This window comes from Pseudomonas grandcourensis (assembly GCF_039909015.1).
Lineage (GTDB): Bacteria > Pseudomonadota > Gammaproteobacteria > Pseudomonadales > Pseudomonadaceae > Aquipseudomonas > Aquipseudomonas grandcourensis.
The window spans coordinates 6601277-6625527 of record NZ_CP150919.1; the positions used below are offsets into that span (position 1 = coordinate 6601277).

Annotated in this window: 23 protein-coding genes; 9 read left to right on the forward strand and 14 right to left on the reverse strand. The window is 60.2% G+C overall.

Annotated elements, in window-relative coordinates:
- Positions 1–28 precede the first annotated feature (28 nt).
- Complete coding sequence (locus tag AABM52_RS29795) at positions 29–1699, reverse strand: bifunctional diguanylate cyclase/phosphodiesterase (RefSeq protein WP_347909744.1); 1671 nt, start codon at positions 1697–1699, stop codon at positions 29–31.
- Positions 1700–1963: 264 nt separating this feature from the next.
- Here AABM52_RS29795 and rep point away from each other — a divergent pair, with 264 nt between their 5' ends.
- Positions 1964–3973: a DNA helicase Rep gene (rep, locus tag AABM52_RS29800; protein WP_095943382.1), complete on the forward strand. Its 2010-nt coding sequence runs from the start codon at positions 1964–1966 to the stop codon at positions 3971–3973.
- Between the two features lie 55 nt (positions 3974–4028).
- A complete protein-coding gene (locus tag AABM52_RS29805) occupies positions 4029–4601 on the forward strand; it encodes a xanthine phosphoribosyltransferase (RefSeq protein ID WP_046038985.1) in 573 nt (190 codons plus the stop codon).
- 130 nt (positions 4602–4731) lie between these two features.
- Here AABM52_RS29805 and AABM52_RS29810 read toward each other — a convergent pair whose 3' ends face one another.
- From AABM52_RS29810 to dadA, 6 genes are all read right to left on the reverse strand, one after another.
- A complete protein-coding gene (locus tag AABM52_RS29810) occupies positions 4732–6654 on the reverse strand; it encodes an acetyl-CoA hydrolase/transferase C-terminal domain-containing protein (RefSeq protein WP_347909745.1) in 1923 nt (640 codons plus the stop codon).
- 137 nt (positions 6655–6791) lie between these two features.
- Complete coding sequence (locus tag AABM52_RS29815) at positions 6792–7214, reverse strand: c-type cytochrome (RefSeq protein WP_347912707.1); 423 nt, start codon at positions 7212–7214, stop codon at positions 6792–6794.
- A 182-nt stretch (positions 7215–7396) separates the two neighbouring features.
- Positions 7397–7945: a cupin domain-containing protein gene (locus tag AABM52_RS29820; RefSeq protein ID WP_008023455.1), complete on the reverse strand. Its 549-nt coding sequence runs from the start codon at positions 7943–7945 to the stop codon at positions 7397–7399.
- Positions 7946–8072: 127 nt separating this feature from the next.
- Positions 8073–9146 carry an alanine racemase gene (gene alr / locus AABM52_RS29825; protein WP_347909746.1) on the reverse strand — a complete coding sequence of 358 codons (1074 nt, stop codon included), beginning with the start codon at positions 9144–9146 and terminating at the stop codon, positions 8073–8075.
- 97 nt (positions 9147–9243) lie between these two features.
- Positions 9244–9597, reverse strand: a complete 354-nt coding sequence (locus AABM52_RS29830; RefSeq protein ID WP_347909747.1) for a RidA family protein — start codon at positions 9595–9597, stop codon at positions 9244–9246.
- A complete protein-coding gene (gene dadA / locus AABM52_RS29835; protein ID WP_347909748.1) occupies positions 9569–10873 on the reverse strand; it encodes a D-amino acid dehydrogenase in 1305 nt (434 codons plus the stop codon). The genes AABM52_RS29830 and dadA overlap by 29 nt, the downstream gene beginning before the upstream one ends.
- Positions 10874–11030: 157 nt before the next feature.
- Between dadA and AABM52_RS29840 the strand changes: the two genes are divergently transcribed.
- Positions 11031–11519 (forward strand): Lrp/AsnC ligand binding domain-containing protein, encoded by a 489-nt coding sequence (locus tag AABM52_RS29840; RefSeq protein ID WP_007975155.1) that lies wholly within the window; start codon positions 11031–11033, stop codon positions 11517–11519.
- Between the two features lie 79 nt (positions 11520–11598).
- On the opposite strand, the gene AABM52_RS29845 is transcribed toward AABM52_RS29840, so the two are convergent.
- Complete coding sequence (locus AABM52_RS29845; RefSeq protein ID WP_007975156.1) at positions 11599–11952, reverse strand: YkgJ family cysteine cluster protein; 354 nt, start codon at positions 11950–11952, stop codon at positions 11599–11601.
- 147 nt (positions 11953–12099) lie between these two features.
- On the opposite strand from AABM52_RS29845, the gene AABM52_RS29850 reads away from it, so the two are divergent.
- Complete coding sequence (locus AABM52_RS29850) at positions 12100–13407, forward strand: FAD-dependent oxidoreductase (protein WP_347909749.1); 1308 nt, start codon at positions 12100–12102, stop codon at positions 13405–13407.
- A gap of 126 nt (positions 13408–13533) precedes the next feature.
- Here AABM52_RS29850 and AABM52_RS29855 read toward each other — a convergent pair whose 3' ends face one another.
- Positions 13534–13779 (reverse strand): DUF1127 domain-containing protein, encoded by a 246-nt coding sequence (locus tag AABM52_RS29855; protein WP_347909751.1) that lies wholly within the window; start codon positions 13777–13779, stop codon positions 13534–13536.
- Positions 13780–13958: 179 nt separating this feature from the next.
- On the opposite strand from AABM52_RS29855, the gene AABM52_RS29860 reads away from it, so the two are divergent.
- The gene (locus tag AABM52_RS29860; RefSeq protein ID WP_046038975.1) at positions 13959–15392 is read left to right on the forward strand and encodes a PLP-dependent aminotransferase family protein; all 1434 of its coding nucleotides are present in this window, start codon (positions 13959–13961) and stop codon (positions 15390–15392) included.
- A 60-nt stretch (positions 15393–15452) separates the two neighbouring features.
- Positions 15453–17027, forward strand: coding sequence for a phospholipase D family protein (locus tag AABM52_RS29865; protein WP_347909752.1), 1575 nt, complete (start codon positions 15453–15455; stop codon positions 17025–17027).
- A gap of 30 nt (positions 17028–17057) precedes the next feature.
- Here AABM52_RS29865 and AABM52_RS29870 read toward each other — a convergent pair whose 3' ends face one another.
- Together AABM52_RS29870 and AABM52_RS29875 are read right to left on the reverse strand one after the other, a co-directional pair.
- Entirely contained in the window at positions 17058–18203 is a 1146-nt protein-coding gene (locus AABM52_RS29870) for an MFS transporter (RefSeq protein ID WP_347909754.1), read from the reverse strand.
- 190 nt (positions 18204–18393) lie between these two features.
- Positions 18394–19887 (reverse strand): aldehyde dehydrogenase, encoded by a 1494-nt coding sequence (locus AABM52_RS29875; RefSeq protein WP_095943393.1) that lies wholly within the window; start codon positions 19885–19887, stop codon positions 18394–18396.
- A gap of 234 nt (positions 19888–20121) precedes the next feature.
- On the opposite strand from AABM52_RS29875, the gene AABM52_RS29880 reads away from it, so the two are divergent.
- On the forward strand, positions 20122–20484 hold the full coding sequence (locus tag AABM52_RS29880) for a cupin domain-containing protein (protein ID WP_347909755.1): 363 nt from the start codon (positions 20122–20124) through the stop codon (positions 20482–20484).
- Positions 20485–20673: 189 nt separating this feature from the next.
- Positions 20674–20886 (forward strand): hypothetical protein, encoded by a 213-nt coding sequence (locus AABM52_RS29885; protein ID WP_347909756.1) that lies wholly within the window; start codon positions 20674–20676, stop codon positions 20884–20886.
- A 142-nt stretch (positions 20887–21028) separates the two neighbouring features.
- On the opposite strand, the gene rpmG is transcribed toward AABM52_RS29885, so the two are convergent.
- Together rpmG and rpmB are read right to left on the reverse strand one after the other, a co-directional pair.
- On the reverse strand, positions 21029–21184 hold the full coding sequence (rpmG, locus tag AABM52_RS29890; protein WP_003177274.1) for a 50S ribosomal protein L33: 156 nt from the start codon (positions 21182–21184) through the stop codon (positions 21029–21031).
- An 11-nt stretch (positions 21185–21195) separates the two neighbouring features.
- The gene (gene rpmB / locus AABM52_RS29895) at positions 21196–21429 is read right to left on the reverse strand and encodes a 50S ribosomal protein L28 (protein WP_007975166.1); all 234 of its coding nucleotides are present in this window, start codon (positions 21427–21429) and stop codon (positions 21196–21198) included.
- Between the two features lie 445 nt (positions 21430–21874).
- Here rpmB and AABM52_RS29900 point away from each other — a divergent pair, with 445 nt between their 5' ends.
- Complete coding sequence (locus tag AABM52_RS29900) at positions 21875–23461, forward strand: ABC transporter substrate-binding protein (protein ID WP_347909757.1); 1587 nt, start codon at positions 21875–21877, stop codon at positions 23459–23461.
- A gap of 72 nt (positions 23462–23533) precedes the next feature.
- On the opposite strand, the gene radC is transcribed toward AABM52_RS29900, so the two are convergent.
- Complete coding sequence (gene radC / locus AABM52_RS29905) at positions 23534–24208, reverse strand: DNA repair protein RadC (protein WP_347909758.1); 675 nt, start codon at positions 24206–24208, stop codon at positions 23534–23536.
- Between the last annotated feature and the right edge of the window lie 43 nt (positions 24209–24251).

Consider the following 24251-nt stretch of genomic DNA (forward strand, 5'->3'; position numbering starts at 1 on the left):
TGTAGGAGCTGCCGCAGGCTGCGATCCTTTAAATGGCCTCGACGATGCTCTGCTCGCCGGAACCAAACGTCAGATATTCCACCAACTCAACCAGCGGCAATGGCTTGCTGATCAAATACCCCTGCACCTGATCGCATTCAAACCCGCGCAGCAGATCCAGTTGCTCCGGCGTTTCCACACCTTCTGCGACCACCTCAAGGTTGAGGTTGTGCGCCAGGTTGATCATCGCGTGGACCAGTTTGCGGTTTTCCTCGCGCTGCTCCATGCCGCCGACAAAGCTCTTGTCGATCTTCAGCAAGGTGATCGGCAGGCTGTTGAGGTGCACGAACGACGAGAACCCGGTGCCGAAGTCGTCCAGGGAGAAGCGCACACCGAGGCGCCCGAGGGCGTCCATGGTCTGCTTGACCAGATCGCTGCGGCGCATCACGGCGGTTTCGGTCAGCTCGAACTCCAGCCACTGCGCTTCGACACCGCGCTCGGCAATCAGGCGGCTGAGGGTCGACAGCAACTGGCTGTCCTGGAACTGCCGGAACGACAGGTTGATCGCCATGTGCAACGGCGGCAAACCCAGCTCAAGCAGCGCCTGCATGTCGCGCAAGGCCCGGGAAATCACCCAGTAACCCAGCGGCACAATCAGACCACTTTGCTCGGCCAGCGGCACGAATTCACTCGGTGCTAGCAAGCCGCGCTCGGCATGCCGCCAGCGCACCAACGCTTCGAGGCCGACGATTTGCCCGTCTTCGAGGTTCAGCCGTGGCTGGTAGTGCAATTCCAGCTCATCGCGGCGCAGCGCCCGGCGCAGCTCGGTTTCGAGGTCGGCGATGCTGCGGGCATTGCGGTTGATGCGCTCGTTGAAAATGTGAAAGGTGCAGCCCTGAGTGCTTTTGGCCTGCTGCATGGCGATGTGCGCGTGCCACATCAGCGGGTCCGCACCGGCCTGGGCCCGGGCGTGGGCGATGCCCAGACTGGAACCGATCAGCAGGCTTTCGCCATCGACCCAATAAGGCTCGGCCAGTGCTTCGCTGATGCGCTCGGCCATCCACTCGGCACGCTGGGGAGCGCGACGGGTGTCGATCAGCAGAGCGAATTCATCGCTGCCCAGGCGTGCCAGTTGATCGCCGACCTCAAGTTGATTCTTGAGCCGTGCCACCACTTGCAGGATCAGGCGGTCACCGGCCTGATGGCCAAGGGCGTCGTTGGCATAACGAAAGTTGTCGAGGTCGAGATGACCGAGGGCCAGGCCGCGACCGTCGTTTTCCGCCAGACGCGCCGTCAGCAGGGTCTGGAAACCCTGGCGGTTGGCGATGCCGGTCAGCGGATCTTGCTCGGCCAGGCGTTGCAGAGTGTTTTCCAGGACGCCACGTTCGCGCACATGCCGCAGGCAGCGGCGCAACATGCCGGTATCGAGCAGATCGCGCACCAGCCAGTCACTCACGCCGTCGGGCGGAATCAGCGGCTCATGGTCGAGCAACAACACCGTCGGCAGGCTGCAACGGCCCGGCGCCGGTTGAAGTTGCGGGATGGTCAATAACACCGCGCTGCGGTTGTCATCGAACAGGCTGCTGACCGACTCCCAACTCGGCGCGCTGATGAGCACGGCCGAGCTCCCCATAGGAGCCAGACACTCGCGCAACAACGCTGCCCACGCTGGCTCTTCGGCCAGTAGCAGCAAACGCAAGGGTTCGACAGGCGTAGACAAGCTAGCTCCCTAGACTCTGCAAAGATGTAGGCGACGGGCATTATGCCGTTCCGATGACCAATGACAATGACATCAGTGAGCAAAACCAGCCCTTTGTATCCGGAATTACGAACATTAGCCGCAAATTCGTTGCGCATCCTGCGTGAAAGTAACAAAACCGGCAATTACAGATAGCGTGGTACGTCACAAGTCGGACAGAGCAGCACAATTCGCTGAGCCTGTTAAAATGCCGGCCCATTTCGTGACTGACTCCTGAATTTACGTATGTCCCGACTCAATCCCCGGCAGCAAGAAGCCGTGAACTACGTCGGCGGCCCTCTATTGGTGCTCGCCGGTGCAGGCTCCGGCAAGACCAGCGTGATCACGCGCAAAATCGCGCACCTGATCCAGAACTGCGGCATTCGCGCCCAGTACATCGTCGCCATGACCTTTACCAACAAGGCCGCCCGCGAAATGAAGGAACGGGTCGGCACCCTGCTGCGTGCCGGTGAAGGGCGCGGGCTGACGGTCTGCACGTTTCACAACCTGGGCCTGAACATCATCCGCAAGGAACACGTGCGGCTGGGCTACAAACCGGGCTTCTCGATCTTCGACGAGACCGACGTCAAGGCCCTGATGACCGACATCATGCAGAAGGAATACTCGGGCGACGATGGCGTCGACGAGATCAAGAACATGATCGGCGCCTGGAAGAACGACCTGATCCTGCCGGCCCAGGCACTGGAAAACGCGCGCAACCCCAAGGAACAGACCGCAGCCATCGTCTACACCCACTACCAGCGCACGCTCAAGGCGTTCAACGCGGTGGACTTCGACGACCTGATCCTGCTGCCGGTGAAGCTGTTCGAAGAGCACGCCGACATCCTGGAAAAGTGGCAGAACAAGGTGCGTTACCTGCTGGTCGACGAATACCAGGACACCAACGCCAGCCAGTATTTGCTGGTGAAAATGCTCATCGGCAAACGCAACCAGTTCACCGTGGTGGGCGACGACGACCAGTCGATCTATGCCTGGCGCGGCGCTCGCCCGGAAAACCTGATGCTGCTCAAGGAAGACTACCCGTCCTTGAAGGTGGTGATGCTGGAGCAGAACTACCGCTCCACCAGCCGCATCCTGCGCTGCGCCAACGTGCTGATCTCGAACAACCCCCACGAATTCGAAAAGCAGCTGTGGAGTGAAATGGGCCACGGTGACGAGATCCGCGTGATCCGTTGCCGCAACGAGGACGCCGAGGCCGAGCGCGTGGCCATGGAAATCCTCAGCCTGCACCTGCGCACCGACCGCCCGTACAGCGATTTCGCGATCCTGTATCGCGGCAACTACCAGGCCAAGCTGATCGAGCTGAAGTTGCAGCATCACCAGGTACCGTATCGTCTGTCCGGTGGCAACAGCTTCTTCGGGCGTCAGGAAGTGAAAGACCTGATGGCCTACTTCCGCCTGATCGTGAACCCGGACGACGACAACGCGTTCCTGCGGGTGATCAACGTGCCGCGCCGCGAGATCGGTTCGACCACGCTGGAGAAGCTGGGCAACTACGCCACCGAGCGCAAGATCTCGATGTACGCAGCCACCGATGAAATCGGCCTGGGCGAGCATCTGGACAGTCGCTTCACCGATCGCCTGTCGCGCTTCAAGCGTTTCATGGACAGGGTGCGCGAGCAGTGCGCTGGCGAAGACCCTATCTCGGCCCTGCGCAGCATGGTCATGGACATCGACTACGAGAACTGGCTACGCACCAACAGCTCCAGTGACAAGGCCGCGGATTACCGCATGGGTAACGTCTGGTTCCTGATCGAGGCGCTGAAGAACACCCTGGAAAAAGACGAAGAAGGCGAGATGACGGTCGAGGACGCCATCGGCAAACTCGTCCTGCGCGACATGCTTGAGCGTCAGCAGGAAGAGGAAGATGGCGCCGAAGGCGTACAGATGATGACCTTGCATGCGTCCAAGGGCCTGGAATTCCCTTACGTGTTCATCATGGGCATGGAGGAGGAAATCCTCCCGCACCGTTCCAGCATCGAAGCCGACACCATCGAAGAAGAACGTCGCCTGGCCTACGTGGGCATTACCCGCGCGCGCCAGACCCTGGCCTTCACCTTCGCCGCCAAGCGCAAGCAGTACGGCGAGATCATCGATTGCGCGCCGAGCCGTTTCCTCGATGAGTTGCCGCCGGACGATCTGGCCTGGGAAGGCAACGACGACACCCCGACCGAAGTCAAAGCCGTGCGAGGCAACAACGCATTGGCGGATATACGCGCGATGTTAAAGCGCTAGAATTGACCACTTTTATATGACCTTCGGCGCACAGGCGCCAAAAGAGGACAGCTTCATGGAAGCACTGCACAAGAAAATTCGCGAAGAAGGCATCGTGCTTTCCGACCAGGTCCTGAAAGTCGACGCCTTTCTGAACCACCAGATCGACCCGGCCCTGATGAAGCTGATCGGCGACGAATTCGCCACGCTGTTCAAGGACTCGGGCATCACCAAGATCGTCACCATCGAAGCCTCGGGCATTGCCCCTGCGATCATGACCGGTCTGAACCTGGGTGTGCCGGTGATTTTCGCCCGCAAGCACCAGTCCCTGACCCTGACCGAAAACCTGTTGTCGGCGACCGTCTACTCGTTTACCAAGCAGACCGAAAGCACCGTGGCCATCTCCCCGCGCCACCTGACCAGCAGCGACCGCGTGCTGATCATCGATGACTTCCTGGCCAACGGTAAAGCGTCCCAGGCACTGATTTCGATCATCAAGCAGGCTGGCGCCACCGTGGCGGGCCTGGGCATCGTGATCGAGAAGTCGTTCCAGGGCGGTCGTGCGGAACTGGACTCGCAGGGTTATCGCGTAGAGTCCCTGGCCCGCGTGAAGTCGCTGGCCGATGGCGTCGTGACCTTTATCGAGTAAGCCGGGACGCAGTAATACCCCTGTAGGAGCGAGCCTGCTCGCGATTGCATAGTGTCAGCCGACATAGTCATTGGCTGATACACCGCTATCGCGAGCAGGCTCACTCCTACAGTTGTTTTTGGGCGAGCAGTTACTGTGCGGTGGCCTTGAGGCCTGTGAGCAGCAGGCGCTGATACAAATCCTCCTTCATCCCCTCCGGGCTGGCCAATTGCATGCGCTGCAGATGCTCCTGGAACAACGCAGGCTCCGGTGCATCCAGCGCTGCCTTGCCCAATTCCAGCACCTCGCTCAGCTTGAACTTGCTCTTGAGCCAGTTCAGCGCCCGCAACAGATCCCGCTCCACCTCGGTGAAATCACAGCCCAGCGGATACTCCGGAAACAGCTGCGGATGCCGCGCCTGAATCTCCTGCAAACGCTGCGGACTGTTATCGGTAAAGCGCGGATCGAGACGGAAGTCCTTGGGCAGTTTGCCGACTTTCTGCGCCTGCTCGATCAATCCCGGCTGAAAACGCGAGTCACTGATATTGAGCAAGGCCTCGATCACTGCTGCATCAGTCTTGCCGCGAAGATCGGCGATGCCGTATTCGGTGACCACGATGTCCCGCAAGTGCCGGGGAATCGTGCAGTGACCGTATACCCAGACGATGTTCGAGCTGACATCGCCGCCAGACTCGCGCCAACTGCGCAGCAGCAACACCGAGCGCGCGCCTTGCAGTGCATGACCCTGCACCACGAAGTTGTACTGCCCGCCTACGCCGCTGAGCACACGCCCGTCTTCCAGCTGATCCGCCACCGCCGCACCGAGCAAGGTCACGGTGAATGCGGTGTTGATGAACCGCGCATCCAGGCGCTGCAAGCGCTTGAGTTCTTCCTGGCCGTAGAGCTCGTTGATGTAGCTGATGCGGGTCATGTTGAATGCAAGCCGCTCGTTTTGCGGCAATTCGCGCAAGCGTTCGTAGTAGCTGCGCGGACCGAGGAAGAATCCGCCGTGCACCGAGATGCCATCGGTTTGCGCAGTCTCGTCGAGGGTGCCGGCATCCGCCTGCTGTTGGGTCGCCACGTCCGGATAAACCTTGCGCCGCACGATCCCGGCATCGGCCAGCACCAGCAAGCCGTTGACGAACATTTCGCTGCAACCGTACAAGCCCTTGGCGAAGGGTTCGATGCCGCCTTCGCGCTCGATCAGTTGCGCCCAGTGGCTGAGGTTTACGTCTGCCAGCAAAGCGCTGTATCCGTCGTTGTCGGTTTGCCGCGCCAGCAGCGCCGCCGTCAGCGCATCGCCCATGGAACCGATGCCGATCTGCAAGGTGCCGCCGTCACGCACCAGGGTGCTGGCGTGCAGGCCAATGAAATGGTCCTGACACCCCACCGGCATGTTCGGCGTGGAAAATAGCGTGGTGTTGTCCTTCTCATCGATCAGCAGGTCAAAGGTGTCGATGCCGAGTTCCGCATCGCCGGCCATGTAGGGCAGATCGTTGTGTACCTGGCCGATCAGCAGGATGGTTTCTCCGGCGGCGCGGCGCTTGGCGATCATCGGCAACAGGTCGAGGGTGATGTCCGGGTTGCAGCTCAGGCTCAAGCGGTCGGGATGTTCGGCATCGCTGGCCACCAGTTGCGCCACCAGATTCAACCCGGCGGCATTGATGTCCCGCGCCGCATGGCTGTAATTGCTGCTGACGTAATCCTGTTGCGCCGTGGCACTGTTGAGCAGGCTGCCGGGCTGCATGAAGAACTGCTGGATGTGGATGTTGCCCGGCAGGCCATCGCGGCGCAGGTCGGCGAGAAATTCCAGCTCCGGATAATCGCCGAACACCCGCTCGACAAAGGGTTCGAGAAATCGCGTCTGCAAACCATCGCCCAAGGGTGGGCGGCCCAGACACAACGCGGTGTAGATCGTCAGCCGTCGCTCGGGCGACTGTGCGATTCGCCGATACAGCGCGTTGACGAAGTGATTGGGTTTGCCCAACCCCAGAGGCAGGCCCATGTGGATATGCGCCGGCAACCGTGCCAAGACGTCATCGACTGCCTGTTCGATAGAGCACAGCTGAACCATCGGATCCTCCCTCACGTTCCATGACTTGGGCCTGGACCGAGCTTGCCGTGTCTTTGCTGCAATGAACAGCCACCCGGGTCAAATCACAGGCACAAAAAAGCCGCTCGAAAGCGGCTTTTCACCAGCAAGACTCAGGCTTATTTCAAGCCGGACATCTTCTGGATGGCGCCTTTGAGCTCGGCGTCGGAGCAATCGGCACAAGTGCCTTTAGGCGGCATCGAGTTGATACCGGTAATGGCTTTGGCCAGGATGCCATCGAGGCCACCCTGGTGATCGGCACGTTCTTTCCAGGCAGCGGCATCACCGATTTTCGGCGCGCCCAACAGGCCTGAACCGTGGCAAGCGTTGCAATGTTTTGCAATCACATCATCCGGAGTTTTCGCACCACCACCGCCGCCGGCGGCAGTGGCCACTTCCATCCCTTTGCACTCTTTACCCTGAACACAAACCTGGCCGACTGGCTCAAGGCGTTTGGCGATATCGTCGTTGGTCGCAGCCTGAGCGCTGACACTGACAGCCCATAGGGCCAATACGGTTGCTGGTGCAGCCAGCATTTTCATAATTAGGTTCACGCGTTCACCCTCAATGGTGGCTAGTCACGCCTACGGCCACGGTTCGCAGGCGGGCGCAAGTATAGCGGTAAGCCCGTCGCACTGAAACAACCCCAAAGTCGGAGGGGTCTTAGGCCGCGACGGAAATACAGCCCGGGCGCCTCTGCGATGCTGGCAGGACGCCTCTTTTCTTAGAAATTCGCCGGTGTGGCTGCGCTGATTAGTCGCGCCGGCACATCGAACGGATTACGGAAACGGTGTGGCTTGGTACTTTCAAAGTAGTAGCTATCGCCGGCTTCGAGGACAAAAGTTTCGAGACCGACCACCAGTTCCAGTTTTCCTTCGACCAGGATGCCGGTTTCCTCGCCCTCATGGGTGAGCATCTCGTCACCGGTGTCGGCGCCTGGCGGATAGATTTCATTGAGGAATGCGATAGCCCGGCTCGGGTGCGCCCGACCGACCAGCTTCATGGTCACCGCGCCATCGGAAATATCGATCAGCTCGTTGGCCTTGTAGACGATCTGGGTCGGTTTTTCCTGCAGGATTTCTTCGGAAAAGAACTCGACCATGGACATGGGAATTCCGCCCAGCACTTTGCGCAGCGAACTGATCGAGGGGCTGACGCTGTTCTTCTCGATCATCGAGATCGTGCTGTTGGTGACCCCCGCCCGTTTGGCGAGCTCACGCTGGGAAAGGCCTTTGAGCCTACGGATGGATTGCAGTCGTTCACCGACGTCCAAAGCTTGCGCCTCCAGGATTCAGATTGTTGGAATAGTGAGCGTTATCATGGCGACAGCGTTCAGTATTTACAACACCTTGACCTGAATCCTGCTCAGCGAGGCGACTTCCGGTCCTGAGCCCTGTGCACTAAGCCCCGGAATAGAGCAGTGGCACTCGGCGCAGGTTGCAGAAGATCTGGTAAGGAATCGTGCCGGCAGCCATGGCCACATCACTGGCGAGGATGTTTTTGCCCCACAACTCGACGGTCGAACCGAGGCCGGCCTGCGGCACATCGGTCAGGTCGATGCAGAGCATGTCCATCGATACCCGGCCGATCAGCTGGCTGCGCTGCCCGGCAACCAGCACTGGCGTGCCGGTCGGAGCCAGACGCGGGTAGCCGTCGGCGTAACCCATGGCCACGACGCCAATGCGCATCGGTTTCGGGGTGATGAATTTGGCGCCGTAGCCGACGGGCTCACCGGCCGGCAACTCGCGCACACTGATCACCTTCGACTCCAGGGTCATGACCGGTTGCAGGCGCGATGCTGTTTCGTTGGCTTCTTCGAAGGGCGTGGCGCCGTAGAGCATGATGCCCGGGCGCACCCAATCACTCGGAATCTGCGGCCAACCGAGCACCGCCGGCGAGTTGCGCAGGCTGACCTCGGCGGACAAGCCCTTGCGCGCCGCTTCAAACACCGCCACCTGATCGGCACTCGCTTGTTCGTGCAGTTCGTCGGCACGCGCAAAGTGGCTCATCAGCACCACTTTCGCGACTTTGCCGCTAGCTAGCAGCCGTTGATAGGCCGCCTGATAATCCGCCGGGTGCAGACCCACGCGGTGCATGCCCGAATCGAGCTTCAGCCACACGGTGATCGGCTTGCTCAACGTCGCTTTCTCGATGGCTTCGAGCTGCCACAGCGAATGCACCACGCACCAGAAATCATGCTCGACAATCAGCGCCAGCTCATCGGCTTCGAAAAAACCTTCCAGCAGCAGGATCGGCGCACGAATGCCCGCCGCCCGCAGTTCCAACGCCTCTTCGATGCAGGCCACGGCAAACCCGTCCGCCTCGGCTTCCAGCGCCTGGGCGCAACGCACCGCGCCATGGCCATAGGCATCAGCCTTGATCACCGCGAGGGCTTTGGCCCCCGTGAGTTCACGGGCGATTCGGTAGTTGTTGCGCAGGGCTTGAAGGTCGATCAGGGCACGGGCAGGACGCATGGCGGCAGACTTCTGGTCGGGTTATCGGGAAGAAAAACCGGCGCTGGCTGACGACGTGAACCGCCAACAGCACCGGGAGAGGGATCTGTCTGAAAGCTTATGGCAGAGCGGCGACAACCGACAGCTCGACCAGGATTTCCGGTTCGCACAGTTTCGATTCAACGGTGGCACGAGCCGGGGCGACGCCTTTTGGCAGCCACTTGTCCCACACCGCGTTCATGCCTTCGAAATGCGCGTCGATGTCTTTCAGGTAAATCGTCACCGACAAAAGATTGTTTTTGTCGGTGCCGGCCAGATCGAGCAAACGCTCGATGTTGGCCAGGGTTTCACGGGTCTGCTGTTCAATCCCGGCGTTCATGTCGTCGCCGACCTGCCCGGCCAGGTACACCGTGCCGTTATGGGTGACGATCTGACTCATGCGCTCATTGGTGAGCTGGCGCTGGACTAACATGCTTTGCAGACTCCTGGATTTTTTTGCCGTAACGGGAAATATCGAGACCTTCGGCGCTGATCTGCGGCTTTTTCTTCGCCATCAGATCAGCCAGCAAGCGACCGGAGCCACAGGCCATGGTCCAGCCGAGCGTGCCGTGACCGGTGTTCAGGAACAGGTTCTTGAACGGGGTGGCGCCAACAATCGGGGTGCCGTCCGGAGTGGTCGGACGCAGGCCAGTCCAGAAATCGGCCTGGGCCAGATCGCCGCCCTGAGGATAAAGGTCGTTGACGATCATCTCCAGGGTTTCGCGGCGACGCGGATTCAGCGACAGGTCAAAACCGGCGATCTCGGCCATGCCGCCAACGCGGATGCGGTTGTCGAAACGGGTGATCGCGACCTTGTAGGTCTCGTCGAGAATGGTCGAAGTCGGGGCCATCGCCGGGTTGGTGATCGGCACGGTCAGGGAGTAGCCCTTGAGCGGGTATACCGGCGCCTTGATCCCCAGCGGCTTGAGCAGTTGCGGCGAGTAGCTGCCGAGGGCCAGCACGTAGCGGTCGGCGGTTTCCAGCTTGCCGTCGATCCACACACCGTTGATGCGATCACCGGCGAAGTCGAGGTGCTGAATGTCCTGACCGAAACGGAATTGCACACCGAGGTTTGCGGCCATCTCGGCGAGCTTGGTGGTGAACATCTGGCAGTCGCCAGTCTGGTCGTTCGGCAGACGCAGAGCACCGGCGAGGATGTCAGTGACGCTTGCCAGCGCCGGCTCAACGCGGGCAATACCGTCGCGGTCGAGCAGCTCGAACGGCACACCGGATTCTTTCAGCACGGCGATGTCTTTCGCGGCGCCGTCCAGTTGAGCCTGGGTGCGGAACAGTTGGGTGGTGCCGAGGCTGCGGCCTTCGTAGGCAATGCCCGTTTCGGCGCGCAGTTCGTCGAGGCAGTCACGGCTGTACTCGGACAGACGAACCATGCGCTCCTTGTTCACCGCGTAACGGCTGGCGGTGCAGTTGCGCAGCATCTGTGCCATCCACAGGTACTGGTCGATGTCGGCAGTGGCCTTGATCGCCAAAGGCGCGTGGCGCTGCAACAGCCACTTGATGGCCTTGAGCGGCACGCCCGGCGCGGCCCACGGCGAGGCATAACCCGGCGAGACCTGCCCGGCGTTGGCGAAACTGGTCTCCATGGCAGCAGCCGGCTGCCGGTCCACAACCACCACTTCAAACCCGGCACGGGCCAGATAGTAAGCACTGGTGGTACCGATAACGCCGCTACCCAAGACCATGACGCGCATTTTCATATCCCTCATCGCGGCTAACCGCTGACGTTTGTTATTCAGAGCTTTAGATGCGCGCAGTGTAAAAAAGATTTGCCAGTGCTTTTCACTATATAAGCGCCTATATTTGGCGACAATTCTCGGCAAAAACCCTTTTCACGGAGGCGCATCCCCTATGCGTACCAACACTCAGACCAAACGTGAGCTGGACAAGATCGACCGCAACATCCTGCGGATCCTGCAAGCGGACGGGCGGATTTCATTTACGGAGCTAGGAGAAAAGGTCGGGCTCTCGACCACGCCCTGTACTGAGCGGGTCCGGCGTCTGGAGCGCGAAGGGATCATCATGGGCTACAACGCCAGGCTCAATCCGCAGCACCTGAAGGGTAGTCTGCTGGTGTTCGTCGAGATCAGCCTGGACTACAAATCCGGCGATACTTTCGAAGAGTTCCGACGCGCGGTGCTGAAATTGCCCCATGTGCTGGAGTGTCACCTGGTGTCAGGAGATTTCGACTACCTGGTGAAGGCGCGGATTTCCGAGATGGCTTCGTACCGCAAATTGCTGGGCGACATTCTGCTCAAGCTGCCGCATGTGCGTGAGTCCAAGAGCTATATCGTGATGGAAGAGGTGAAGGAGAGCCTGACTCTGCCTATTCCGGACTGAAGATCAAAAGATCGCAGCCTGCGGCAGCTCCTACAGGTGTACACGCGTTTTTTTAGGAGCTGCCGCAGGCTGCGATCTTTTAAACCAACACCTGCCGAGTGCTGGCCATGTACTCGAACACCTGCTTCTCCACCCGCGGATGAATCAACTCCACCGGCCCGCGCCCATTGGGGCACGGCAAGGTCTTGGTGGTGCCGAACAACCGGCAGATCAGCGGCCGCTCGTCATACACCGTGCAACCATTCGGCCCCAGATGCACACAGTTGAGTTCTTCCATGGCGGCATCCTGCTCGGCGCGGGTCTTGCGCGGCAGGCGCGACATTTCTTCCGGCGAGGTGGTCACCGGCCCGCAGCAGTCATGGCAGCCGGGAACGCACTCGAACGAGGGAATCTGTTGTCGCAATGTGCGGATTGTCTGGCTGTTGCAGCTCATTGCAGCGGTGACCAATAGCGGAATAGAGCGCGATTCTGACGCAAAAGCCCCGATCCAGACAGCACCAGCCGACCAATGTTGCCCGTCCGGGAAGGTCCGGCTTATGCTCCGTCAGGTTTACTAAACGCAAGAATCGGGAACACGCACATGAATGCCCGTGCTCAACAGCCTGCCCTGAACCACACCGCGTCCTACTACGCCGCCAGCAGCCTGCCGCAGCCAGAACTTGCGGCGCTCAAAGGTGAAGTGCTGGCCGATGTCTGTGTCGTGGGCGGCGGGTTTTCGGGGTTGAACACGGCGCTTGAACTGGCCGAACGCGGCCTCAGTGTGGTGTTGCTTGAGGCCCACAAAATCGGCTGGGGCGCCAGTGGACGCAATGGCGGGCAGTTGATTCGCGGCGTTGGCCACGGCCTCGATCAGTTCACCAACATCATCGGTGCCGAAGGTGTTCGGCAAATGAAACTCATGGGCCTGGAAGCCGTGGAAATCGTCCGGCAACGGGTCGAGCGCTTCCAGATCCCCTGCGACCTGACCTGGGGTTACTGCGACCTCGCCAACAAGCCCCGTGACCTTGAAGGCTTCGCCGAGGACGCCGAAGAACTGCGCAGCCTCGGCTACCGCCACGAGACCCGTTTGCTGCAAGCCAACGAGATGCACACCGTGGTCGGCTCCACGCGTTACGTCGGTGGCCTGATCGACATGGGCTCGGGGCACCTGCATCCACTGAACCTGGCCTTGGGCGAAGCCGCAGCGGCACAACGACTGGGGGTCCAGTTGTTCGAGCATTCGGCCGTGACCCGCATCGACTATGGCCCCGAGGTCAAGGTCCATGCCGCCGAGGGCTCGGTGCGCGCAAAGACCCTGGTGCTGGGTTGCAATGCCTACCTCAATAACCTCAACCCGGAGCTCAGCGGCAAAGTCCTGCCCGCCGGCAGCTACATCATCGCCACCGAACCGTTGAGCGAAGAATTGGCTCACGCCCTGCTGCCGCAGAACATGGCGGTCTGTGACCAGCGGGTGGCGCTGGATTACTACCGGCTCTCGGCGGACCGGCGCCTGCTGTTTGGCGGCGCCTGCCATTATTCCGGTCACGACCCGAAAGACATCGCCGCGTACATGCGTCCGAAAATGCTGGAAGTCTTTCCGCAACTGTCTGATGTGAAGATCGACTATCAATGGGGCGGCATGATCGGCATCGGCGCCAATCGCCTGCCGCAGATCGGCCGGCTCAAGGACCAGCCGAACGTGTACTACGCCCAGGCCTATTCCGGTCATGGCGTGAATGCCACGCACCTGGCCGGCAAGCTGCTGGCCGAAGCCATCAGCGGGCAGCACAGTGGTGGTTTTGATTTGTTCGCCAAGGTGCCGCACATCACCTTCCCCGGCGGCAAGCATTTGCGCTCGCCGTTGCTGGCGTTGGGGATGTTGTGGCATCGGCTTAAAGAGTTGGTCTGAAAGATTGTTTGTGGCAGGACTGACGCCATCGCGAGCAGGCTCGCCCCCACATTGGATTTGTGGTCAGACGCAAATCCCTGTGGGAGCGAGCCTGCTCGCGAATGGGCCTAAAAATCACCATGGATTTCAGATCCGCCAGAAAGGCTTCAGCCCCTCCTCCCGCGCCTGCTCCCGCGTCAGCCCGATATCCTTGAGCTGGTCGGCCGTCAGGGTCAGCAACGCCTTGCGCGTGTGCAGGCGACGCCAGAACTGGTCCCAGCGACTCAGGCCGGACGACGCATTGCACATGCCCGCCTCCCGCGTGCCGTTGTTCTGCCCTGCCGCCAGTTCCTGACTGTGTAACGTCAGCCGCACATCGCTCAAACCGTTCATCTTGGATGCTCCTGTTTACTTGGGTAGCCAGAGGTTCCATGATGCGTGGGCGCGAAAAAGCATTACAGATTCAAAGCTACTGTATTAATTCCATACAGCTTTGCCGATTCCGCCACTGAATCCTGATTTTTCGGCTGATCTGTACTGGTTAACCGAATCACCCCTATCGAGGCTGCACCATGACCCTTTACGTCAACCTCGCCGAATTGCTCGGCACACGTATCGAACAGGGCTTCTACCGCCCCGGTGACCGGTTGCCTTCGGTACGGGCGCTGAGCGTCGAGCACGGCGTCAGCCTGAGCACGGTGCAGCAGGCCTATCGGGTGCTGGAGGACAGCGGGCTGGCCATGCCACGGCCCAAATCCGGGTACTTCGTCCCGGCCAGTCGCGAGCTGCCGGATTTGCCAGCAGTCGGCCGCCCGGCCCAACGGCCGGTGGACATTTCCCAATGGGATCAAGTGCTGGAGTTGATTCGCGCCGTGCCGCGCAAAGACGTGGTGCAACTGGGCCGCGGCATGCCGGACATCACCAGCCCGACCATGAAACCGCTGCTGCGTGACCTGGCGCGAATCAGCAGGCGGCAGGACATGCCCGGTCTGTATTACGACAACATCCACGGCAACCTCGAACTGCGCGAACAGATCGCTCGCCTGATGCTCGATTCCGGCTGCCAGTTGAGCGCCAGCGAACTGGTGGTCACCACCGGTTGCCACGAAGCGCTGTCCACCAGTATTCGCGCGATTTGCGAGCCGGGGGACATTGTCGCGGTGGACTCGCCGAGCTTTCACGGCGCCATGCAGACCCTCAAAGGCCTGGGCATGAAAGCCCTGGAAATCCCCACCGATCCGCTGACCGGCATCAGTCTCGAAGCGCTGGAACTGGCCCTGGAGCAGTGGCCAATCAAGGTCATACAGTTGACCCCCAACTGCAACAACCCGTTGGGCTACATCATGCCGGAGTCGCGCAAACGCGCGTTGTTGACGCTTGCACAGCGCTATGACGTGGCGATCATCGAGGACGATGTGTATGGCGAACTGGCCTACACCTATCCACGTCCGCGCACGATCAAGTCCTTCGACGAGGACGGTCGCGTCCTGTTGTGCAGCTCGTTTTCCAAGACCCTGGCGCCGGGCCTGCGCATCGGCTGGGTCGCGCCCGGCCGCTATCTGGAACGGGTGCTGCACATGAAATACATCAGCACCGGATCCACCGCGCCACAGCCGCAGATCGCCATCGCCGAATTTCTCAAGGGTGGCCACTTCGAACCGCATTTGCGGCGGATGCGCACGCAATACCAGCGCAATCGCGACGTGATGATTGATTGGGTGACCCGCTACTTCCCGGCCGGCACCCGCGCCAGTCGCCCACAGGGCAGCTTCATGCTGTGGGTCGAACTGCCAGAAGGTTTCGACACCCTGAAACTGAATCGTGCATTGCACGACCAGGGCGTACAGATTGCCGTGGGCAGCATTTTTTCCGCCTCGGGCAAGTACCGCAATTGCCTGCGCATGAACTACGCTGCCAAGCCAACACCGCAGATCGAAGACGCGGTGCGCAAGGTGGGTGCGACAGCGATCAAACTGCTGGCGGAAACCGATCAGCTCAGCGACTGACTTTTCTACTGGAATCCGCGTCCATATGCCTATCTGCGCCGCCAAACGGAACGATCCTACGTGAGAGTCAGACAGCCCCTGCTTGCTCTTCTGCTACTCGCCGCGTTCCTGGGCGGTTGCGCCAGCCTCGAAATACAGCGTGTGCCGAGCCAGGCGCTACCGGCTTCAAACTCCGCATTCGGCCGCTCGGTCCAGGCGCAGGCCGCACCTTACAAGGGACAATCGGGCTTTCGCCTGCTATCGGACAGCACCGAGGCCTTCACCGCCCGCGCCGAACTGATTCGTAACGCCCAAAGCAGCCTAGACTTGCAGTACTACATCGTGCACGACGGCATCAGCACACGCATGTTGATCGAGGAGTTGCTCAAGGCCGCTGACCGGGGCGTGCGGGTGCGGGTACTGCTCGACGATACTGCCAGCGATGGCCTGGACCGGGTCATTGCCACCCTCGCCGCCCACCCAAACATCCAGATCCGCGTGTTCAACCCGCTGAATCTGGGCCGCAGTACGGGTGTGACGCGCACCGTGGGCCGGCTGTTCAACCTGTCGCAACAGCATCGACGCATGCATAACAAGTTGTGGCTGGCGGACAACAGCATGGCCATCGTCGGCGGGCGCAATCTGGGGGACGAGTATTACGATGCCGAGCCCAAGATGAATTTCACTGACATCGACATGCTCGGTGTCGGCCCGGTCGCCGAGCAACTCGGGCACAGTTTCGACCAGTACTGGAACAGCGCCCTGAGCAAGCCAATCGACGAATTCCTGTCGAGCAAACCCACACATCAAGACCTGGAAAACACCCGCACCCGACTGGAAGAATCCCTGGCGGAAACGCGCAAGCAGAATCACACGCTCTACAAACACCTGATGACCTTCACCACCCACCCGCGCCTGGACATCTGGCGCCGCGAACTGATCTGGGCCTGGAACCAGGCATTGTGGGATGCGCCGAGCAAGGTACTGGCCAAGGGCGAGCCCGATCCGCAGTTGCTGCTGACCACGCAACTCGCACCTGAACTCAACAACGTCAGCAAAGAGCTGATCATGATCTCGGCCTACTTCGTGCCCGGCCAGCCGGGACTGGTGTACCTGACCGGGCGCGCCGATGCCGGCGTCTCCGTGAGCTTGCTGACCAACTCACTGGAAGCCACGGACGTTCCGGCGGTGCACGGCGGTTACGCGCCCTATCGCAGGGCGCTGCTGGAGCACGGTGTGAAGCTCTACGAATTGCGTAGCCAGCCCGGCGAGGGCGGCGGCAGCGGTAGCGGGCCGCATCTGTTTTCCAGCAGCGCCTATCACGGCTCTGACTCCAGCCTGCACAGCAAGGCGATGATCTTTGACCAGCAAAAATCCTTTATCGGCTCGTTCAATTTCGATCCGCGCTCGGTGCTGTGGAACACCGAAGTCGGCGTGCTGGTGGACAGTCCGGAATTGGCCGCACGGGTCCGTGAACTGGCGCTGCGGGGTATGGCGCCGGCCCTGAGTTATCAGGTGGAACTGGAAAACGATCAGATCGTCTGGACCACCGAAGACGACGGAAAAATGCACACCCTGACCAAGGAGCCAGGGAGCTGGTGGCGGCGCTTCAATGCCTGGATGAGCAATACGGTCGGGCTGGAGAAGATGCTGTAACTCTCGACCGCCACAGTTCTGCGATGCTCATCAGGCTGGTTCTGCTGCGGCGCCAAACGCCCCTTGCCGCGACACCACAATCAACACGCCCAAGGCCCCTACCGCCATCAGCAACGGCAACGCATGGCCGTTGATCCACTGGCTGCCGGCACCCGCCAGCAGCGGCCCGATCAGGCAACCGATCCCCCACAACTGGGCAATGTGCGCGTTAGCCCGCACCAGCGCATCGTCGCGATAACGCTCGCCGATCAGGATCAATGACAAGGTGAACAACCCGCCAGCGCTAGCGCCGAACAGCACCCACAACGGCCAGATCAGCAGTGTGTCGATCAGCATCGGTATTGCCAGGCTCGACATCAGCAGAACCACCGCACAACCGGTGAACAACGCGCGTCGCGACAAGCGATCGGCCAACGCACCAATCGGCAATTGCAGCACCGCATCGCCGACCACCACCGTACTGACCATCGCCAAGGCGATCTCCGTGGTGAATCCCTGGCGCAGGCAATAGACCGGCAACAACGTCAGAATCATCGCCTCGAACGCGGCGAACAACGACACCGCCCAGGCAATCGCCGGCAGGCCACGACAGAACTCAAGCAAATCACGCAGGGTCACGCTGCTGGCCTCGCTGCTCGGCGCACCACTGCGGCCCAGCAACAGAAACGGAGCAGCCATCAGCAAACCGACGCCCACCCAAAAGCCATAGTCATGCTCGGTACCGAGGAAGCCCAGCAACACCGGCCCTGCCAGCTGACTCAATGCGTAGCTGCTGCCATACAGCGCCACCAGCCGCCCGCGCCACTGCTCGACCACCAGTTGATTGATCCAGCTTTCACCGATGATGAATACAAGGGTCAGGATCACCCCGATCATCAACCGCAGCACCAACCAGACCGGATAGCTCGGCAACAGCGCCAGCAAGCCGATCGAAACCGCCCCGGCCCACAAGCACAGGCGCATCAGATTGGCCGTGCCGAATCGCGCCGCCAGATGGCTGGAGATTTTCGCCCCCAGCAGGACGCCGATGGCCGGCATCGCTGCCATCACGCCAATGGCAAACGAGCCGTAGCCCCAGCTTTCCAGGCGAAACGACACCAGCGGCATGCTGACACCCAGGGCCAAGCCGACACTCAGGACAGATGCCAAAACGGCGAAATAAGTCGCCCAACGCATGTTCCACGCTCCTGTGGATTGTTATTTTTTGAGGCCACACAAAACAATGTGGGAGCGAGCTTGCTCGCGATAGCGGTGCAACATTCAACATTGAAGTCGACTGTTACACCGCTATCGCGAGCAAGCTCGCTCCCACAGGGATCTATGTCGTATCAGGAGGCCTGCTCTAAAACAGGCCTCCCTTAACGGCTTACAACTTGATCCAGGTCGCCTTCAGCTCGGTGTACTTGTCGAACGCGTGCAGGGACTTGTCGCGACCGTTGCCGGACTGCTTGAAACCACCAAACGGAGCGGTCATGTCGCCGCCGTCGTACTGATTGACCCACACGCTACCGGCACGCAGTGCGCGGGCGGTGAGGTGCGCCTTGGAGATGTCGGTCGTCCAGACCGCAGCGGCCAGGCCGTACGGCGTGTCGTTGGCGATCGCGATGGCTTCTTCGGCGCTGTCGAATGCGATGACCGACAGTACCGGGCCGAAGATTTCTTCCTGGGCGATTTTCATCGCGTTGCTCACGCCGTCGAAAATCGTCGGTTCAACGTAAGTGCCGCCAGTTTCCTGGAGCGTACGCTTGCCACCGGCCACCAGCTTGGCGCCGTCGGCATGACCGGACTCGATGTAGGACAGCACGGTATTCATCTGCTGGGTATCGACCAGCGCACCAACGTTGGTCGCCGGGTCCAGCGGATTGCCCGGCTTCCAGGTTTTCAGCGCTTCGATCACCAGCGGCAGGAATTTGTCCTTGATCGAACGCTCCACCAGCAGGCGCGAACCGGCGGTGCAGACTTCGCCCTGGTTGAAGGCGATGGCACCGGCTGCGGCCTCGGCTGCGTCTTGCAGGTTCGGCGCATCGGCGAACACGATGTTCGGGCTCTTGCCGCCGGCTTCGAGCCAGACGCGCTTCATGTTCGACTCGCCAGAGTAGATCAACAGCTGTTTGGCGATTTTGGTCGAACCGGTGAACACCAGCGTATCGACGTCGTTGTGCAGGGCCAGGGCCTTGCCGACGGTGTGGCCATAACCCGGCAGCACGTTCAGCACGCCTTTCGGGATGCCGGCTTCGACAGCCAGTTCAGCGATGCGGATGGCGGTCAGCGGGGACTTTTCGGACGGCTTGAGGATCACCGAGTTACCGGTGGACAGCGCAGGACCGAGTTTCCAGCACGCCATCATCAGCGGGAAGTTCCACGGCACGATGGCGCCAACCACGCCCACCGGCTCACGGGTAACAAGACCCAGCTGATCGTGCGGAGTGGCTGCCACTTCGTCGTAGATCTTGTCGATGGCTTCACCGCTCCAGCTCAGGGCTTGCGCCGCGCCGGGAACGTCGATGTACAGGGAATCGCTGATCGGCTTGCCCATGTCCAGGGTTTCAAGCAGGGCCAGCTCTTCGGCGTGCTGTTTCAGCAGGCCGGCGAAACGGATCATGGTGGATTTGCGCTTGGTCGGCGCCAGGCGCGACCAGACACCGGAATTGAAGGTGGCGCGAGCGTTTTCCACGGCACGCTGGGCATCGGCGGCGTCACAGCTGGCAATCTTGCCCAGCAGACGGCCATCGACCGGGCTGATGCACTCGAAGGTCTCGCCGGAGACGGCGTCGGTGTATTCGCCATTGATATAGGCGCGGCCTTCGATTTTCAGGTCGCGGGCACGTTGCTCCCAGTCGGCACGGGTCAGGGTGGTCATGCGAGTGTCCTCCTCTTATTGATACGACACCCGCGTTCTTCGCGGGCGCTGTCAGGAATTCTGCCCAGCCAGCTTGCTATTCGGCCCAAGGCATCCACCACCCTAAACCAGCCGCACATGAAGTTTCAATATATTTGACATAACACCGGCAAACGGCCTTGCGATGTTCATTTTAATAAACATAGACTTTGAGCCTTTCTACCACTCGCGCCGTAATCACGGGGGATAACAACAATGAACATCCAGAACGTCGTCGACTTCAGCCAGACCACCACCGCCGCCGAACGCTACCGCCCAGATGCAGCCAAAGTGCTCAAGGGCGACCCGGAACAAACCGTTTACAACCACTACAACAGCCCTTGTGGCCAGTTGAACGCTGGTGTGTGGGAAGGTGCAGTCGGGCAGTGGACAGTGAACTTCACCGAGCACGAATACTGCGAGATCCAGCAAGGGGTTTCGGTGCTGCGTGACAGCGACGGCAATGCCAAGACCCTGCGCGCAGGCGACCGCTTCGTGATCCCCGCCGGGTTCAAAGGCACCTGGGAAGTGCTGGAGCCATGCCGCAAGATCTACGTGGCGTTTGAACAGAAGGCTTGAAGCAAGATCATCGAAATACCCGAAAGCCCGTCCCTGGTGACGGGCTTTTTCATGGACGGGCCCCGGCAAACATCGCGACACAGTACAACAGGTGATAAATGACCGGAGCTGCTCCAGTATTTCTTCACGGCATCCAAGACGGATGACGGGAGCAATTTCGCTCACTCACCCATTGCAAGGAAGCGGTAAATGACCATTGATTTGAAACAACACCTGGACACAGCCATTCAGTACATCGGCCGACAATACTCCGAAGAGCTGCGTGGAGAGCTCGCCAACAAGACCGGGCTGGCGGTACGTCCGAGGGGCATCGGGTTCATCATGAGCAAGGACTACAATCCCGCACGGATCAATCTGCTGGTCGAGAACGAAATCATCACCCATGTCACCATGGGCAATTGATTTGCGCCAAGCCATGCATCGCTCTACTCAGCACTGAAGCGCTGTGACTTGATCAGGCTGAAGCACCGCCCGCTTTTTCAAGCACAACAAAAAAGGCCCGTATCTCGCGATACGGGCCTTTTTCGTAAGAGGGAAAAATCAATTACTTGATTTTGCCTTCTTTGTAGATCACGTGCTTGCGAACAACCGGATCATATTTCTTGATCTCGATTTTGTCCGGGGTAGTACGCTTGTTCTTGTCGGTAGTGTAAAAGTGACCAGTACCGGCGCTCGAAATCAAACGAATCAATTCACGCATGATTAGCTCCCTTAAACCTTGCCATCGCGGCGAAGTTCGGCCAGCACGACAGTGATGCCACGCTTGTCGATGATACGCATGCCTTTGGCAGATACGCGCAGACGCACAAAACGTTTCTCTTCTTCAACCCAGAAGCGGTGATGCTGCAGGTTCGGCAGGAAACGACGACGGGTTTTGTTGTTTGCGTGGGAAATGTTATTCCCAGTTACCGGACCCTTACCGGTAACTTGACATACTCTAGACATGCCTCAGCCCTCTAAAACCACATGCCCAACCCGGCATGGGTTGGCCGCTTAATCTCTCAGTCATTTGGCGCCAGGCGCCGCGTTTCTTTAGAGGTCTTACCGGCTACACCTACAGTGAAGGAACCGGGCCCCTAGAAAAGAGCGCTGCTTTATACCAGAAAGACTGAAGAGCAACAACATTCAGTGTGCGTTGAACTCACAAAAACCCCGTTTTTCGGGCTCCGAGCGCCTTGGACAAAGGCTATCATCGATGGCGACCGCTCGTCGCAGAGAATTGGCCAACTGGCCAAATCAGGATTTTGCTCGCCCGCCTCACAGCAAATTCAGGCGCTATAGTCCCCTCAAAATGAAAAAGGGGATAGTCATTTGCAAAAGAGCCCACTAGGGTAAGCCTTTTCCAGACTGCACTTGCAGATGGGCCTTCGATCTGTAAAGGAAGCCGACCATGCGCCTCGCTGCCCTACCGCTATTGCTCGCCCCGCTTCTGCTGAGCCCACAGGCCTTTGCCGCCGCCCTGAGCGTCTGCACCGAGGCCAGTCCTGAAGGCTTCGACGTGGTGCAGTACAACTCGCTGACCACCACCAACGCCTCGGCCGATGTGCTGATGAATCGCCTGGTGGACTTTGACACGGCCAGTGGCAAAGTGGTCGCAAGCCTCGCCGACAGCTGGGAAGTCAGCACCGACGGCCTGACCTACGTCTTCAAGCTGCACCCGCAGGTGAAATTCCATCGCACCGAGTACTTCACCCCGACGCGCGACCTGAGCGCCGAAGACGTGATTTTCAGCTTCGACCGCATGCTCGACCCGGCCAATGCCTGGCACAAAATCGCCCAGAGCGGCTTCCCCCATGCGCAATCGATGCAATTGCCTGCACTGATCAAGAAGATCGACGCCCTCGACCCGCAGACCGTGCGCTTCACCCTCGACCACCCGGATTCGACCTTCCTGGCGACCCTGAGCATGGGTTTCGCCTCGATCTATTCGGCCGAATACGCCGACAAATTGATGAAGGCCGGCACACCCGAGAAGCTCAACAGCCAGCCGATCGGCACAGGGCCGTTCGTTTTCACCCGTTTCCAGAAGGACGCCTCGGTTCGCTACAAGGCCAACCCCGAATATTTCGGCGGCAAACCCTCTGTGGATCCGCTGATCTTCGCCATCACCCCGGACGCCAACGTTCGCCTGCAGAAATTGCGCCGCAACGAATGCCAGATTGCCCTGTCGCCCAAGCCTCTGGACGTACAGGAAGCGCTGAAAGAGCCGACGCTGAAAGTCGAAAAGACTGACGCGTTCATGACCGCATTCGTCGGCATCAACAGTCAGCATCCACCTCTGGACAAGCCTGAAGTCCGCCAGGCCATCAACCTCGCCTTCGACAAGGCCAACTATGTCAAAGCCGTGTTCGAAGACACCGCCGAGGCGGCCAACGGCCCGTATCCGCCCAACACCTGGAGCTACGCGAAAGGCCTGCCGGGTTACCCTCACGACATCGCCAAGGCCAAAGCCTTGATGGCCAAGGCCGGACTCAAGGACGGCTTCCAGACCACCATCTGGACCCGCCCTTCCGGCAGCCTGCTCAACCCCAACCCAAGCCTCGGCGCTCAACTGCTGCAGTCTGACCTCGCGGAAATCGGCATTCAGGCCGAAATCCGTGTGATCGAATGGGGCGAACTGATCCGCCGCGCCAAGGCCGGTGAACACGACTTGCTGTTCATGGGCTGGGCCGGTGACAACGGTGACCCGGACAACTTCCTCACGCCGCAGTTTTCCTGCGCCGCGGTCAAGTCCGGTACCAACTTCGCCCGCTACTGCAACGCGGACCTGGACAAGCTGATCAGCGCCGGCAAGACCACCGGCGAGCAAGGTGTGCGCAGCAAGCTCTACGAACAGGCCCAGGCGCAGATCCAGCAGCAGGCGCTGTGGCTACCACTGGCCCACCCGACTGCGTTCGCACTGACACGCAAGGATGTCGAGGGGTATTCGGTCAGCCCGTTTGGCCGACAGGATTACTCGAAGGTCAACTTCAAATAACAGGCTTGATACGAACCCTTGTAGGAGCGGGCAAGCCCGCTCCTACAAGGGTTTCGCTTGACTCCACAGCCCCTACATCCACCCATACTCAGCCATCGACAGCGGATCGCCGTCGCCGATGATGAAGTGGTCAAGCACCCGCACGTCAATCAACTCCAGCGCCTTTTGCAGGCGCTTGGTCAGCACCCGGTCGGACTGACTGGGGTCGGTGTTGCCCGACGGGTGGTTGTGGCAGAGGATCAATGCCGCTGCGTTGTTGGCCAGGGCGCGCTTGACCACCTCTCGCGGATGAACGCTGGTGTTGTCGATGGAACCGCGGAACAGCGTCTCGAACGCCAGCACCTGATGCCTGGAGTCGAGAAACAGACACCCAAACACCTCGTGCGGCTCGTGGCGCAGCATCGATTTCAGGTACTCGCGAACCGCGTGCGGATTCTCCAGTGCCGATTTTTGGCGCGCACGCTCGGCCAGATGACGCCTGCTCATTTCTTGCGCAGCTTGCAACTGTGCAAATTTCGCCGGCCCAAGTCCCAACTGCTTGCTGAACGTCTCCTGATCGGCCTCAAGCAGCAAACGCAGGCTGCCAAACTGATTCAACAGGTGTCGCGCCAGATCTACCGCACTTTTACCCACCACGCCCGTGCGTAAAAAGATCGCCAGCAATTCGGCATCCGAAAGGCTTCCCGCGCCCTGTTCAAGCAACCTCTCCCGCGGCCGTTCCGCCGCCGGCCAATCGCGAATACTCATAGCACCTCCCTGTCTGTGGGCACCGCTGTTCCGTAGCGGTCGC